A 15,603-nucleotide genomic window follows, 5' to 3' on the forward strand; every position below is an offset into this window, starting at 1 on the left:
AGCGCTAATCCAGGCTGCTTTTTAACTTTTGCAGTTACAAGTTGTCCGTGCTTTTCAGCGCCCAATAAACCAGCACCGGCTGAAAAAACAGACGGGTAAACCGCTTTTGGTCAGTATCCAGACCAAAGGCGTCCCGCTTATCCACGTATTGAGACACGTTACCGGGGAAAATTGCCGTAAAAAAAGCAGCCGCCACTTTCCCAACCGTCTGCTGATATTTCTCAGGAGTCAGGACCAGGCTGCTGCCCAGGGCTATCTCCGCGATGCCTGAATAAACGACCGTATCGTCTTTGGGCAACGGTACCCAATCCGGAACCTGAGCCTGAAAATCTCTGCGGGCAAAGGTCAGGTGACTGATACCGGCAAAAATCAAACTTGAGCCAAGAAAAACACGGGCTATTCGTTTAGCAGTTTTTTCGTTCATCGTTGTAGAACAATAGTGACATACTTAACATCAGAATACGGGTCATTTGTTACGATGTTTCCTTACTTTCTGGTATGCAATGGCAGAACGCGTGCGCAGCCAGACACTTTCAATAGATTTTCGGTTAAAAAACTCACATTTCCAAACCAAAGCAGTTGAAGGATTGAAGCGTAAAAAAGCCGTACAGGGTTACTCGTTGAACGCTGTTTCCTGGATCGGGAAGTTTTATCAGCCTTCACGCATTTTTACATCAAAAGCTAAAAACATTCAACAATCTGTTGCTTCGAGCAACCTATTAATCAAACTAGTATGATTGCAACGAAAGGTTATGCCGCCCAAACGAAAGATTCGGGCCTGGCGCCCTGGAATTTCGACCGACGCGAAGTTGGTGCACACGATGTTCAGTTTGACATTATCTATTGCGGGGTTTGTCACTCGGACCTCCATCAGATCAAAGGCGAGTGGGGTGGAGAAATCTTTCCGATGGTGCCGGGGCACGAGATTGTGGGTCGGGTGATAGCCGTGGGTGACCAGGTGACCAAGTTCAAAGTCGGCGATCTGGCGGGTACCGGCTGCATGGTTGACTCCTGCCGCGTCTGCGAAAATTGCCAGCACGGTCTGGAGCAGTACTGCATCAACGGCAATTCGCTCACCTACAACGGCCTGGAGCAGGATCACAAAACTCCTACCTACGGTGGTTACTCCAACACGATTGTGGTCAACGAAGATTTTGTCCTGCACATCTCCGACAAGCTGGATTTGGCGGCCACCGCTCCCCTGCTTTGCGCCGGTATCACGACGTATTCCCCCTTACGGCATTGGAAGGTAGGCAAAGGCCACAAACTGGCGGTTATGGGGCTGGGAGGTCTGGGACACATGGGCATAAAATTCGGCGTCGCGTTTGGCGCGGAGGTAACCGTTCTCAGCACATCGCCGAAAAAAGAGGAAGATGCCCGGAAGTTGGGCGCTCACAACTTCATTGTTACCAGTGATCCGGATCAGCTGAAATCCGTCACCGGGTATTTTGACTTTATTCTGGACACGGTTTCCGCCGAACACGACTACAATCAGTACCTGGCCCTGCTGAAAACCGATGGCGTCCATATCTGCGTGGGAGCTCCGCCAACGCCCTCCGCCCTGATGGCTTTCAGCTTGATTCCCGGTCGGAAGAGCATTGCCGGTTCAAACATTGGCGGTATTGCCGAAACCCAGGAAATGCTGGATTTCTGCGCAGAAAACAACATTGTGTCCGATATCGAACTGATCGATATCAAAGACATTCAATCAGCTTACGAACGGATGCTAAAAGGCGACGTGCGGTACCGGTTCGTCATTGACATGGCTACTTTATAACGAGTCGGGCAACAAACGGAGGAAAGGCCGATTAGTTATCTTCAAACCAAATTTTACGCGTATGGATTACATCCGATTGGGTAATACCGGCATGATGGTTTCCCGCATCTGCCTGGGTACGATGACCTACGGCACGCCCACCGAGCGCTGGCCCTGGGCCCTGAATGAAGAACAAAGCCGTCCTTTTCTCCGGCAAGCCCTGGACCTGGGAATCAACTTTTTCGATACGGCCGACGTGTATTCGGCCGGTGCGAGCGAGGAGGTAGTTGGCCGGGCGCTCCGGGATTTCGCCCGCCGTGACGAGATCGTGCTGGCGACCAAAGTGTACAACCCGATGGGCCCCGGCCCCAACGACCGGGGCCTGTCCCGCAAGCACATCCTGAGCGCCATCGATGCCAGCCTAAAGCGCCTGGGTACGGATTATGTCGACCTCTACCAGATTCACCGCTGGGACGCCAACACCCCCATCGAAGAAACAATGGAAGCTCTGCACGACGTGGTAAAAGCGGGCAAAGCCCGGTACATTGGCGCATCGTCTATGTATAGCTGGCAGTTTGCCAAAGCCCAATACACGGCCGATCGGCACGGCTGGACCCGATTTGTGTCGATGCAGCCCCACTACAACCTGGTCTACCGGGAAGAAGAACGGGAAATGTTGCCCTTTTGCGCCGACCAAAAAATTGCCGTCATTCCGTGGTCACCCTTGGCCCGGGGGCTGCTGACCGGTGGGCGCAGCAAAGAGCGGAACGAAACCGAACGGGCGCGGACCGACGCTTTTGGCCGATCGCTGTACAGCGAAGCGGACTTCAGCATCGCCGATCGGGTAACGGAAACTGCGCAGCAGCGGGGCATTCCCGCGGCTCAGGTTGCCCTGGCCTGGATGCTGAGCAAACCCGTCATTACCGCGCCCATCGTCGGCGCCAGCAAACCGGGCCATATCGAGGACGCCGTGGGAGCGTTATCGGTCCGGTTGTCGGAAGAGGAAATCCGTTACCTGGAAGAACTCTACCAGCCCCATCCGGTATCGGGTATGTAACCGTGACAAAGCCTTTTTACAGAAACGGCACTAGCCGCGTGGCTGAATTTAGCGGGATAGTTGGCTTCTGACCCGGTACAGGTTGACTAAATTTGTCCGCCAGAAAAACGAATGTTTCGCTCCATTCTGCAATTTTGCTGAAGTCAAATGTCTGATCCACATGCCTAAAAACCTTCTACTCAGCCTAGCCCTTAGTTTTACATCCGTTCTGTGCCTGGCGCAGCAGGAAATTCCGTTGTATTCCGGACCAGTGCCGAACGCAAAGCCGTCGGACGTCAAAGAAGTCAAAAGGCCGGATCTGGTCGTGTCCAACGTGGTTCAGCCCACGCTATCGATCTTTCTGCCGCCGAAAGACAAAGCCACCGGAGCCGCTGTGATCATCTGCCCGGGCGGGGGCTACGGTGTTCTGGTGATGAAGCGCGAAGGGTACGATGTGGCCGAAGCGTTCACGAAAATGGGCGTGGCGGCTTTTGTTCTGAAATACCGATTACCCAACGAAAAAACGATGGTTGATCCTTCCATTGGACCGTTGCAGGACGCGCAGCAGGCCCTGAAAACCGTTCGGCAGCGGGCAAAGGAATGGGGGGTCGATCCGGATCGAATTGGCATTATGGGCTTCTCGGCGGGCGGTCACCTGGCGGCCACGGCCGGAACCCATTTCAAAAAATCGGTTGTTGACAATTCCGAAGCCGTCAGCGTCCGGCCGGATTTTATGATTCTGATTTATCCAGTCATCAGTTTTCGGGACGGTATTGGCCACAGCGGGAGCCGCAAAAACCTGCTGGGCGCTTCCCCGAAACCGGAGCAGGTTACGCTGTTCTCCAACGAATTGCAGGTCGAAAGATCGACTCCGCCCGCTTTCCTCACCCATGCCAGTGACGATTCCGGCGTCCCGGTTAAAAATAGCCTGATTTTTTACGAAGCCCTTCAGCAACACGGCGTTCCGGCCGATCTGCACCTGTACACCAAAGGCGAACACGGTTTTCTGAAGACGCCGGCCTTTGAAGAGTGGTTTGGGCGAATCCGGCACTGGATGGATCAAAGTGGCTTGCTAACTCCCTGAATTTCCAGCTCCTTCGCCGGTTGAGCCGTGATAAAATCTAAAAACGCAGTAATCTTATTATCAGGAGTTACCGGAAGCTCTTTTTAGTACTGAATTTATATTTTTAGCAGTAAATTAGCGGATTATTTGTCTTGTTTACCGAGTACCTCCTGTTTATTTGCCCAAAGCCCTTAACCGCAGTATGAAAAAAATCCTACTTCTGCTATTGCTGTGTCTTGCCTTTTACGCCCGGGCGCAAAACCCGGCCACGATGCCGCAACTGCCCGGTATCCAGGCCAACATCAAAGCCAGCCTAAAAGCCAAGATCAGCGGAACGGTTATGGACGCTGCGCAGAACAAACCCGTTGAATTTGCTACGGTCGCCCTTCTGAACCCCAAAACCGAAAAAATCATCGGCGGAACGACCACCAGCGAATCCGGCAAATTCACGATCAGCGGGGTTGATGAAGGCACGTATCGGATCGTCATTAGTTTCATTGGCTTTGAAAATAAAACCATTAACAACGTCAACGTTGGCCCCGAGGGGGGTGAAGTCGCGCTGGGGATTGTGCAGATGCAAACCGACTCGCGCACCTTGAATGAGGTGGTGGTAACGGCCGAAAAACCGCTGGTCGAGGACAAGGACGACCGGATTGTGTACAACGCCGATAAAGACGCCACCAACGCCGGGGGCTCGGCCATTGATGTCCTGAAAAAAGTGCCGCTGCTGACGGTCGATCCCGACGGAACCGTGACGCTGAAAGGCAGCAGCAGCATTAAGGTCCTGATTAACAACAAACCGTCGAGCATCATGGCCCGGAGCATCAGCGAAGCGCTGCAGATGATTCCGGCCGAACTGATCAAATCGGTGGAAGTCGTAACGGCCCCCTCGGCCAAATACGACGCGGAAGGTACGGCGGGCGTGATCAACATCATCACGAAAAACCAGTTGCAGGGCCTGACGGGCGGCCTGAATGCATCCGTCGGCAGTCGGCGGGATAATCTGGGTGGCAATTTCAATTTTAAGCGGGATAAACTCAGCATTACGGGGTACGGGGGCGGCAACGTCAACAACTATTACGGCGGCTCGGAGTCCGTACGCCAGAATCTGCTGGGCGATCAGGTAATCAGCACCATCGAGCAGATCAACACGTACAAGAACCGGGGCCGGTCGGGTTTTGGCTCGGTGAGCATTGACTATGATCTGGATACGCTGAACCGCATCGGCCTCGACGCCAGCTTTGGGGGCGACAACCGGAATACGAACTCAACGCGCGACACCCGGGTTACATCCGACGATCCGCAATATTTCCGGCGGTACAACCACTCCCAGAACCGCAACCGGAACATGGATCTTAATTTCAACTATACCCGAGCTTTCAAACGCAGCAAAGAGCAGGAATACACCTTTCTGGCCCAGTATAACCGCAACAACAACCACAGCAACTACTCGCTCTACCAGATGCCGCTGCCGGAAAGCGAGGTGATCGACTACCGCGAACGCAATAACAACGACAACCAGCAGAATGAATTTACGCTGCAAACCGACTTCACCTACCCGCTTTCGACCATTAAACGGCGGATTCTCGAAGTAGGAACGAAGGCCATTCTGCGCGATGTGGGCAGCGATTACCGCCTGGAAAACGCCCTTGACGGTTCGCTGAACTTTCAGGACGATCCGCGCCGGGCCAACATGTTTGATTACCAGCAGTGGGTGTGGTCGTCGTACGCGTCGTTTCGGATGCGGACCCGCAACATGTGGGGCTTCAACCTGGGCGGGCGCCTGGAGATGACCAACATCACCGCCGACTTTGTGTCGACCAGCACGAAATTCAGCGACCGTTACCAGAACTTCCTACCTAATGTGACCGTTTCCAAGCGGTTTGGCGAAGAACGGCGACTCAAACTGAACTACAGCCAGCGGATTCAGCGGCCGTCCATTTTCTTCCTGAACCCGTACGTCAACTACGCCGATCCAAAAAACATTCAGTCGGGTAATCCCTACCTTGACCCCGAACTGGCCCATTCGGTCGAATTATCGTACAGCACATTTACCAAAAAAGGAACGACCGTGAACGCGATGGTGTTCGGGCGGCAAACCAACAACGCCATTGAGCGCATCACCACCGTTGATACAAGTGGCGTGTCGAGCAGTACCTACCGGAACATCGCCCAGAATGCAACCTACGGCATGAACCTGTTTGGATCGGCGCGCCCGGTGAAACAATGGACCATCAGCGGCTCGTTCGGACTCAACTACAACATCCTGAACAGCACGGCTTTGCAGATTCACAACGAGAACTGGAGCTACCAGTTCAACATGAATACTTCGCTGCAACTGCCCAACAACTTCAGCGTTCAGGCCAACGGCTCCTACAACTCACGACGGATTCAGTTGCAGGGGCAGTCGTCGGGCTTTTATTACTACGCTTTCTCGGGCCGCAAGGAATTCAAAAAACAAAAAGTTACCCTTACTGCCAATTTTGAGAACCCCTTCCGTCGTTATAACACCATCGAGACGCTGCTTCGGACGCCCACGTTTATTTCGGATGGTTCCAATTACAACGTCATTCGCAACATTCGGCTGTCGGTCAACTGGCGTTTCGGAAAAATGGATGCGGGCCAAAACCGCGAAAAGAAAAGAATCTCAAACGACGACGGCAAACGGGGATGACGGCCTGACGGTCGGCTCACCGCGGCTTGTTTCTGTCAATAAAATACGTACCTTACTCAACGTTTTATTGTAATCTGTTCACTAATGAGAGTGCTTCCGGCTATCCAAGACCCGACTTCCGTTGCTCAACCCTCCAACACTTTCGATCGCTTTTTGGCGCGTTTTATCCGTGATCCCCGCGATTTGCCGTTTGTTCATCTGACGTTGCGGATTACCCTCACATTGATACCGCTGGGTATTCTGCTGTTCATCCCGGCCATTTCCGGTTGGGTATGGTGGATGATAGCGGTGGCTTATCTGGTCACGTATTTTATTTACAAAGGTCCATTCGGACTGATGGGACACTGTGCGGCCCACCGTCCGTTGTTCAAACGGGAATACCGTCTGTTGAGTTACTACATGCCGACGGGTATGGCCCTGTTCTTCGGCATGACGCCGGAAACCTATGTGGGCCACCACATCGGAATGCACCACCCCGAAAACAACATGCCCGAAGACCTGAGCACCACCATGCCCTACCAGCGCGACAGTGTCAAAGGCTTTTTGCACTACCTGACCACTTTTTTATTTACAGGCGTTTTTACGCTGATTGGTTACCTCCGGCGTAAAAACCGCCAGAAGATGGCGATTAAAGCCATGAGCGGTGAAATTTCCTTTGCGGTGATGTGCGGTCTGCTGCTCTGGCTGAACGCTCCGGCAACGATTGTGGTGTTTTTGATTCCGTTTGTGTTTACGCGGATCATCAGCATGATCGGTAACTGGACGCAGCACGCCTTTGTCGACAGTACCGACCCGGCCAATGCCTACAAAAACAGCATCACCTGCATCAACGTAAAATACAACCGCCTGTGCTGGAACGATGGCTACCACATCAGCCACCACTGCCGCCCGGCCATGCACTGGAGCGAGCACCCGCACTTTTTCATGAAAACCATCGATCAGTACGCGTCCAACAAGGCAATCATTTTCGACGGTCTCGACTTTGGCCAGGTCTTCTTTCTGCTCATGAAAAAGCGTTACGACCGGCTGGCCCAGCACGTGGTGAACGTCAACGGCACGTTTCAGAACGAGCAGGAAATCATTGAATTGATGAAATACCGGCTGCAACCGATCCGCGAGTGGAGCGAAGCACCAGTCAAAAAGAAAAAAGCCGTTACCGTCTGAAAAGTTAGGGAGAAAGTTCGTAATCCAGCGGTAACAATTCAGCGATTTTCTCCCAACTCCAGTAACCTTCCACCAGAATTCCGAGCGGTTCGTAAAAATTGCCGTTGGCTTCAATGTCGACAAACGGATTCAGCATGTGAACAACGCTGGTCTGCGCACCACCCGCCCGGGGCGGAGGGCCAAACGGGCGTTGCATTCTCAGGTAGGCCAGATCTTCTTTTTCGTGCTGATACGTAACCTGAAACAAGCCGTCCATTTGCAGCCGGGTCTGGGTAGCCGTCGACACCTCCAGATTCAGCAGGCCGGCATAGCGCAGCGTATCCCGAATCAGATAACGAACCGTTTGGGGCTTTGATCGAACGGTATCCGGCTTCTCCACGATTCGCTGCACCAAAAAACCGTCTTCGGCCAGCGAACGCCGATGCAGCGCCCGCATGAAATGCATGGTGGAACCCAGATAAGCTTTCCGGCGGTTGGCAAGCCAGCGATTTTGTTGCCGGGCGTTACGGGGTACCATCGCTTCCAGCACGGGGTAACCCAGGTAGGTAACGGCTTTTTGCCGGGAATCAAACACGAACGATTCGAGCTGGTACTTAAGCCGGTAGCCCAGGGCCTGGTTTTCGATCAGCAAGGGTTCGCGGGCACCGGCCGTCAGGCGCAGGTTTGCCCGGTCGTCGTCAAACCAGAGCACTTCCGGATTCAGCAAGCGGCACCGGGCCGCGTTGACACTCTGCCCGATGAAATTCTTCCGAAAAAATGCCAGGTTTTGTTCCCAGTCCGGGTCGCGCCGGGCTTTTATCTTTACTTCCGCCAGTTGGTTCGCGGAAGGCGTAAGAAGGATGCGGTAATACTTCAGGCTGTCGGTATGAATCGGAATGACCAGCGTTTCAAAACCGACGTACGAAACCACCAAATCAAAGCGACCGGGAGGCAATTGGGTGATCCGGAATTTCCCGCTGTTATCGGTAACCGTTCCTTTGGTTGTGTTTGCCAGAAACACATTGGCCGAGGGCAGCGGCTCCCCGTTATCACCACTCACCACCACTCCCTGCAAGGAAGGCTGAGCCAGTAAGCCGTTTGTAATCAGGAGTAAATAGCCAGTCAGCCAGCGCACTATGATCTTTTTTACCATCTTCCAATCCGTCCCGCCGTTTTCCAACCCCGTAGGTCACCTGGCTTCTGTCGCAGTTCGGCTGTCCAAATCCGGGACCGTCGCGTCGGGCAACGGTCCCAAGATGGCAAAAATCAAAGTAAATAACTAATAGTTTAGTTGTAAAGTGTGATTTCAGGAGTGACTTACGCGCAACGAAGCCGCAGGGGCCGTCGCCCGGCTATTGGCCCATAGCAGCGCCACGGCGAGGGTGAATAACACGGATTCGGTGACAATCCATTGCCGCCCGAAATCGCCCAGCGCCCCCTCGGCAAAGATGGTGATGGCGCGCGACAGGGCGTAAAAGCCCCACAGAAGGCTCAGGAAAGCCAGCCCTTTGTTGACGTCTTTTACCATCAGATAGAGCAGACTGATGAAAATAGTCAGACCGACGCCCCCGTATACCCCCCGGATGGAGCTGAAAGCATCGGTATTGGTTAACTTCACGTGTACCAGGTCCATGACCGATTGCGGGTCGGAAAAGGCCATTACGCTAACCGATAAGAGGGCCAGTGCCGAAATTAAGATAAACCCCTGGGCGGCTCGTTTGAGAAATTGTTGTGTTTTCATGTGCTTTGTCGTTGTTGTTGTTTACGAAGCAAAATTGCGGAGCTTATTGGCATTAAATGTTGGTGCTGACCAATATTTAAATTTGCAATCGGGTTACCACCGTAATCAGAAGCCGCCTACTTTCGTAAAATTGAAAGCCGAGGTCTTTGTTTACACGCTGATTCTTGTCCTCATCACCTTTCTGGCGCTGAAGTTTTCCTTAAACCGCATTAGCCCGGAGCGGTTATCATTCCAGGAGGAGAAGCCGCCTACTGACATTAATCTTTTGCAACTCCCATGAAACACATACCGCAACAGCTCATCCGAATTGGGAGTGCGAAAAATGAAGCCAATCTATCCAAATCCCAAAGGGAGTTTAACCGCCTGACCCAGCAGATCGAGACGCTGGAAAAGGAACTGGCGGAATACCGGGCGGCCTCGGACCGGATTGAACAGCGTATTCAGACCGAACTGCTTCCCCTCCAACGGGAATACCACCAGCAACAGGCCAGTCTGGTGCACCTCTTCGACCGGGCGTACGAATCCGGAGAGTTCAAGGCCAACGAACGCAAAAAACTGGCGGACCTGATTCGGCATCTGGCGTTTGATTTGATTGCCGAGTACGGTTTTAATGAACTGAAACCGCTCTACGACAAATACGACCCTGACGGCTTCGATACCGCGGCCCGTTCGGCCGAAGAGCCGAAATCCGTCAGACAACCGCCGGAAGAGCCACCAGCGCCCCTGGAGGAAGAGCCGTGGCAGGCCGAACAACAACCTCCCCCGCGCCCTAAAAGCCAGAAAAAACTGGATCGGGAAGCCAGAAAACAGCTGGAAGAACGAAACACCACCAAAGCCGTGCGAACAGTATATATGGATTTGGTCAAGGCATTCCACCCCGACCGCGAACCGGACGAAACCGAGAAGCTGCGCAAAACCGAAATCATGCAACGCATTACGGAAGCCTACGAAAAAAGTGATCTGATGGCGCTGCTGCGGCTGCAACTGGAGTTTAACCGGATCGACCAAGACCACCTCGAAACGCTGGCCGAACAACAGGTGAAGTATTACAACAAAATTTTGAACCAACAGACGCAGGAACTGGCCGAGCAGGTAGCCAGTTTGCAGTGGCGACTATCGGTCCTGAGCGGCAGAACCCTACCAGTGACCGTCTCGCCCGCCAGCCTGGAACACCGGCTGAAAGCAGACGTGCAGGAGTTGAAAAGGGCCATTAAAAACCTCAAAAGCGAGCTAACGGCTTTTCAAAGTACGACGGTGCTCAACCAGTGGTTAAAGTCGTACCGGATGTAACTCCCCTGCGTTGCCGCGCCCAAAAAGCTATTGATCCAGATACCGCTTTAAATCCGAAATCGACCGGATACCCAGCCGGTCGGCCTGTCCCCGGCGCATCATCAGGGCGTAGGTGTTGTTGAACCCCAGGGGCGCCAGCCAGTTCAGTTTATAGCGATTCTGGAACTCGCGGCTGACGTATTGATAAACCGCTTTCCGGTCGGCTTTCAGCGAGTCGGCCAGGGCCGGGGGAGGTTGCAGAATGACGAGTAAACCCGTGCCGGTGTATTCGGGGTATAAGTCAATCTGCCCGGCCTTCAACGCATTGAAACAGATTTGAGTGCCGCCCAGGCCGGTTTTGGTGATCACTTCCAGCGCCGTACGGTTTTCGAGCAACTGCCGCAGAATTTCGGCCAGAATGTACTGTTCCGTGAAGATTTTCGTACCGATCACGACCCGTCCCTGCCGTGCTTTCCGGCCCGGCGGAAGCAGTAGCTTTTGTTCCGTCAAAAACCGCCGGGCCACAACTTCGGGCGATTCGTGCCGGTAATCAGCACGGTAATTTAACGCCGTCATGGCCGCGTCCGAGAGCCTGCCGTCCAACAGATGCAGCGTTTCCGCCAAGTCAGGATGCTGGTCCAGAACCGCCTGCCGCACCACCAGCGCGGCCTGGTAAGGCGGGAACGCGTTTTTGTTGTCGTCCAGAACCCGCAGATCAAACGCCTTGATCCGTCCGTCGGTTGAATAGCCGCTGATCATATCAACCTGCCCGCGGTGGATAGCTTCGTACATCAGATTCTGGTCGATCAGCCGGGGAGTCAGCCGCAGCCCGTACGCCTGGACCAAGCCGGGGTACCCGTCGGCCCGACCGTAAAATTCGTGCGCAAAGCCAACGACTAAACCACCCGAATTACCACCCGGCAACCAGTAAAACCCGGACAGAACCGGCGCCAGCAGCAGAAAAACCAGCGCCACCCGGCGCAACTGCAAGCCCCGCAATTGTTGCAGACGGGCCAGCAGAAAATCGAACAGAACCGCCAGCAGAGCCGCCGGAATCGCGCCCGCCAGCACCATGTTGGGGTTGTTGAGCGCAATCCCGCCAAAGATAAATTCACCCAGCCCGCCAGCCGCCACGTAGGCCGCCAGCGTGGCCACGCCCACGTTAATCACCGTTGCCGTGCGAATCCCGGCAAAAATAACCGGCAGGGCCAGCGGCAGTTCGAGTCGGGTCAGCACCTGCCCGGGCGTCATGCCCATACCCCGGGCGGTTTCTTTCAGCGCCGGGCTCACTTCCCGAATCCCGACGTAGGTATTCCGGACAATCGGCAGCAGCGCGTACAGAAACAGGGCGATAATAGCGGGCCAGCTCCCAATGCCCAGAATTGGAATCAGGAAACCCAGCAAGGCAATGCTCGGGATGGTTTGCAGAACCCCGACCAACGCCAGCAAAACAGCCGCCACTTTGGGCCGGTAGGTAATCAGAATGCCCACCGGCAGGCCAATCAGCAGGGCCAGGCAGAGCGACAGAAACGTCAGGCCGATGTGCGTCAGCGTCTGTTCCATCAGCTTGTCACTCTGCTGAACCACGAAGTCGAAAAATTCCCGCATGATTACGATGATTTCGGAACGAGTTGCTGCAGGGCCGACCAAATATCAGCCGCCCGGATTCGGATGGACCAGTCGCCAACCCGCAGCGCCCCCGACCCCGAACCGGTTTTGGTCAATTGCATTAAGGCATCATTCAGACTCATCGCCGGTTGCAACGCAATGGCGTCCGGTTCGGGTGATTCGGGCAGAATATACGGGGTGATGTCGTGCAGCGTAATTACCTGCAACTGAAACGCCAGCACCTGATCGCCGAAAAACCGTCGAACGAAGGTATGGGCCGGTTGCAGCAGCAATTCCTTCGGCGTGCCGAGTTGCAGCAGCCGCCCGTTGTCCATCACGCCGACGCGGTCGCCCAGTTCCAGGGCCTCCCGAACGTCGTGGGTCACCAGCACGACGGTTTTCCGGCGCAACTCGTCCAGATTCCGAAATTCCTGCCGGATTTCAGCGCGGGTGATGGGATCCAGTGCCCCCAGGGGTTCGTCCATGAGCAGAATCGGCGGGTTGGCGGCCAGCGCCCGGGCCAGCCCAACGCGCTGCCGCTGTCCTCCGCTGAGCTGATCCGGGTAGGCATTCAACTGCTTTTCCGGTAAGCGAAGCATGGCCAGCAGTTCGTACGTACGGTTGCGGATGCGGTTTTTGTTCCACTGCAACAGCCGGGGCACGATGGCGATGTTTTCCCCCACCGTGTAGTGCGGAAACAGGCCCGTTTCCTGCACCACGTAACCGATGGTGCGGCTTAGTTCGTGCGGAACCTGCTGCAGCGTGTCGATGCCGTTGATTTCCACCGTTCCCGAGGTCGGCTCAATCAGGCGGTTGATCATCTTGAGCGTGGTCGTTTTGCCCGAACCGCTCGTGCCCAGCAAAACCAGCGTTTCCCGTTCCTGCACCGAAAACGAAACGTCTTCAACCGCCGTATGGTTGGGGTAGCGCTTGGTCAGGTGCCGGACGTTGATCATGCTGTCAGATGGGGTTGAAGTAGACGCCAATGCCAAACCAGCGGGTTTTCTGCTGTTCGTAGACGCTGTAAGGACGGAAACCCGTGTAGCCTTCGAGCAGGAACGTCAGGTTGTTGGCCGTGCGGCCCAGCTCCAGCCCGATACCGGCTTTGATACCGGGTCGAAAATCGGTTTGCTGCCAGACTTTCAGATCCGCCCCACCGGCCAGCCGGGCGAAAGCAGACGACGGTTTGCGGTAAAAGAACCCCGCTTCGGCACTCAACCGTTTGCGTTCTTCCGGCTTTCGCAGCCCGATACCGACGCCGACGTACTTCCGTAGCCCGTTTCGTTCGTGGTTATAGGTCACATCGACCACTTCGTAATTGACCGGGTTGGGCAGGTAATAATTGATCTGGTTCCGGATCAGGTAATCGTCACCCAGGTGCGACGACAGGTGATACAGCCGGAACCGCCAGCTGTGGTGCCGGACTTTGAGGTTGTAAAGAAAGCTCAGCCGGTAATCGGTATTCATCAGCTGACGGCGCTGTTTGTTCTGGACCGGATCGTGATAAACTTCAAACTGCGTAAACGAAGCCACGTCGAAGGAAACTTCACTGCTGCGTTCGGCGGATTTGTACCAGCGAAAAACCGGTTTCCGAAGCCCGAACACAAACGGAACAATGGAGCCGTTGTATTTCGTACCGTCCATCCAGTAACCCGGCAGCACGCTCACGCTGGTCTGGGCTTCGATGGGGTCGAGCATGATGGGTTCGAACAGGTGCCCCTTCGGCAGGAATTCCCGGCGCGGGTAGCTGGCCCGGATCGGTGTGGACTGGCGGATCACTACCGTATCGGGCGCTTCCTGCGCCAGCGCACAAACCGACCAGAAAACCGCAAAAAAAGACAGCAAATAAGGGTTCATTGCGTAAAAAAACCTCCGGTTTCGGGCCGGAGGTATGGTAACAGAAAACGTTGTCTTAGGCGTCTACAACCGTCTGCTTCAGTTCGGCGTAGTGCTTGTAGAAGTAGGGAATGGTTTCGATTCCCTTGTAAAAATTAAACAATCCGTAGCTTTCGTTTGGCGAATGCAGCGCGTCAATGTCCAGCCCGAAGCCCATTAGAATGGATTTAACGCCTAGTTCTTTTTCAAACAGCGCTACGATAGGGATACTCCCCCCGCCCCGGGTTGGGATGGCGTCTTTCCCCCAGGCTTCGCGAAAGGCGCGCCGGGCGGCTTCAAACTCAACCGAATCGGTGGGCGTTACGTACGGCTGACCACCGTGGTGCGGAGTCACCGTCACCGTTACCGTTGGCGGGGCAATACTTTTGAAATGCTGGGTAAAGAGTTCGGTAATTTCATCGGGGTCCTGATTGGGCACCAGCCGCATGCTGATTTTAGCCTGCGCTTTACTCGGCAGAACGGTTTTGGCCCCTTCGCCGGTGTAGCCGCCCCAGATCCCGTTCAAGTCCAGCGTGGGCCGGATGGAAGCCCGTTCGGTTGCCGAGTAGCCTTCTTCACCAAAAACCGCGTTCAGACCCAGGTCGCGTTTGTATTCTTCCTCATCAAACGGTGCTTCGGCCAGCGCAGCCCGTTCGTCGGCACTCAGTTCGTCTACCTTGTCGTAAAAACCGGGTATTGTAATGCGGCCTTTGTCGTCGTGCAACGAAGCAATCATCTGACACAGCACATTGAGCGGGTTTTGCACGGCACCACCGTAGACGCCCGAATGCAGATCGCGGTTGGGGCCAACCACCTGCACCTCGACGTACGACAGTCCCCGCAAACCGGCTTCAATCGACGGCACATCGTTGGCGATAATGCTCGTATCCGAGATCAGGATCACGTCGCACTTCAGTTTCTCGCGGTTATCGGTTACAAATTTGCCCAGGTGCTCCGAGCCGGTTTCTTCCTCCCCCTCAATCATCACCTTGACGTTGCAGGGCAGATTTCCGGTGGCCAGCATGGCTTCGAGGGCCTTCACGTGCATGTAAAATTGCCCTTTGTCGTCGCAGGAACCACGGGCATAGATGCGTTCGTTTCGGATGGTGGGTTCAAACGGCGGGGTATTCCAGAGTTCGTAGGGATCGGCGGGCTGGACATCGTAATGGCCGTAGACCAACACCGTCGGCAGGGTATCGTCAATCAGTTTTTCGGCGTACACCACCGGATGGCCTTCGGTTTCGTGAATCTCGGCGTTGTCCAGGCCAGCCGTTGCCAGTTTTTCTTTGATAAACTCGGCCGCCCGGAGCATGTCCGGTTTGAATTTAGAATCGGCGCTGACGGACGGAATCCGCAGCAGCTCGAACAGTTCGGCTAGAAACCGCTCTTTATGTTCTGCAAAATAAGTTGATAGCATAGAGTTACCGGTTTTCGTCGG

The 15,603-nt window shown here is 54.7% G+C and carries 13 protein-coding genes; 6 read left to right on the plus strand and 7 right to left on the minus strand.

What is annotated here, in order from left to right; genetic code table 11:
* Positions 1–34: 34 nt before the first annotated feature.
* Positions 35–424, minus strand: a complete 390-nt coding sequence (locus OQ371_RS05960) for a DoxX family protein (RefSeq protein ID WP_265992870.1) — start codon at positions 422–424, stop codon at positions 35–37.
* A 309-nt stretch (positions 425–733) separates the two neighbouring features.
* On the opposite strand from OQ371_RS05960, the gene OQ371_RS05965 reads away from it, so the two are divergent.
* The 5 genes from OQ371_RS05965 to OQ371_RS05985 all read left to right on the plus strand — a co-directional run bounded on the left by OQ371_RS05965 (position 734) and on the right by OQ371_RS05985 (position 7,693).
* Entirely contained in the window at positions 734–1,777 is a 1,044-nt protein-coding gene (locus OQ371_RS05965; protein ID WP_265992871.1) for an NAD(P)-dependent alcohol dehydrogenase, read from the plus strand.
* A 61-nt stretch (positions 1,778–1,838) separates the two neighbouring features.
* A complete protein-coding gene (locus OQ371_RS05970) occupies positions 1,839–2,813 on the plus strand; it encodes an aldo/keto reductase (protein WP_265992872.1) in 975 nt (324 codons plus the stop codon).
* 160 nt (positions 2,814–2,973) lie between these two features.
* Complete coding sequence (locus OQ371_RS05975) at positions 2,974–3,876, plus strand: alpha/beta hydrolase (RefSeq protein ID WP_265992873.1); 903 nt, start codon at positions 2,974–2,976, stop codon at positions 3,874–3,876.
* Positions 3,877–4,057: 181 nt separating this feature from the next.
* A complete protein-coding gene (locus OQ371_RS05980) occupies positions 4,058–6,529 on the plus strand; it encodes a TonB-dependent receptor (RefSeq protein ID WP_265992874.1) in 2,472 nt (823 codons plus the stop codon).
* Positions 6,530–6,613: 84 nt separating this feature from the next.
* A complete protein-coding gene (locus tag OQ371_RS05985) occupies positions 6,614–7,693 on the plus strand; it encodes a fatty acid desaturase family protein (protein WP_265992875.1) in 1,080 nt (359 codons plus the stop codon).
* A 4-nt stretch (positions 7,694–7,697) separates the two neighbouring features.
* Here the strand turns inward: OQ371_RS05985 and OQ371_RS05990 are convergent, their stop codons facing one another.
* Complete coding sequence (locus OQ371_RS05990; protein ID WP_265992876.1) at positions 7,698–8,825, minus strand: carboxypeptidase-like regulatory domain-containing protein; 1,128 nt, start codon at positions 8,823–8,825, stop codon at positions 7,698–7,700.
* Between the two features lie 153 nt (positions 8,826–8,978).
* Positions 8,979–9,413 (minus strand): DUF4345 domain-containing protein, encoded by a 435-nt coding sequence (locus tag OQ371_RS05995; protein ID WP_265992877.1) that lies wholly within the window; start codon positions 9,411–9,413, stop codon positions 8,979–8,981.
* Positions 9,414–9,689: 276 nt separating this feature from the next.
* Between OQ371_RS05995 and OQ371_RS06000 the strand changes: the two genes are divergently transcribed.
* Positions 9,690–10,703: a hypothetical protein gene (locus OQ371_RS06000; RefSeq protein ID WP_265992878.1), complete on the plus strand. Its 1,014-nt coding sequence runs from the start codon at positions 9,690–9,692 to the stop codon at positions 10,701–10,703.
* A 27-nt stretch (positions 10,704–10,730) separates the two neighbouring features.
* Here the strand turns inward: OQ371_RS06000 and OQ371_RS06005 are convergent, their stop codons facing one another.
* The 4 genes from OQ371_RS06005 to OQ371_RS06020 are packed head-to-tail and all read right to left on the minus strand — an operon-like array spanning position 10,731 to position 15,582.
* Positions 10,731–12,290, minus strand: a complete 1,560-nt coding sequence (locus tag OQ371_RS06005; RefSeq protein ID WP_265992879.1) for an ABC transporter permease/substrate-binding protein — start codon at positions 12,288–12,290, stop codon at positions 10,731–10,733.
* A gap of 2 nt (positions 12,291–12,292) precedes the next feature.
* Entirely contained in the window at positions 12,293–13,246 is a 954-nt protein-coding gene (locus OQ371_RS06010; protein WP_310586615.1) for an ABC transporter ATP-binding protein, read from the minus strand.
* 4 nt (positions 13,247–13,250) lie between these two features.
* Positions 13,251–14,147 (minus strand): DUF1207 domain-containing protein, encoded by an 897-nt coding sequence (locus tag OQ371_RS06015; protein ID WP_265992880.1) that lies wholly within the window; start codon positions 14,145–14,147, stop codon positions 13,251–13,253.
* A 55-nt stretch (positions 14,148–14,202) separates the two neighbouring features.
* Complete coding sequence (locus OQ371_RS06020; protein ID WP_265992881.1) at positions 14,203–15,582, minus strand: dipeptidase; 1,380 nt, start codon at positions 15,580–15,582, stop codon at positions 14,203–14,205.
* Positions 15,583–15,603 lie beyond the last annotated feature (21 nt).

It is taken from the genome of Larkinella insperata, assembly GCF_026248825.1.
In the GTDB taxonomy this organism is placed as follows: Bacteria; Bacteroidota; Bacteroidia; order Cytophagales; family Spirosomataceae; genus Larkinella; species Larkinella insperata.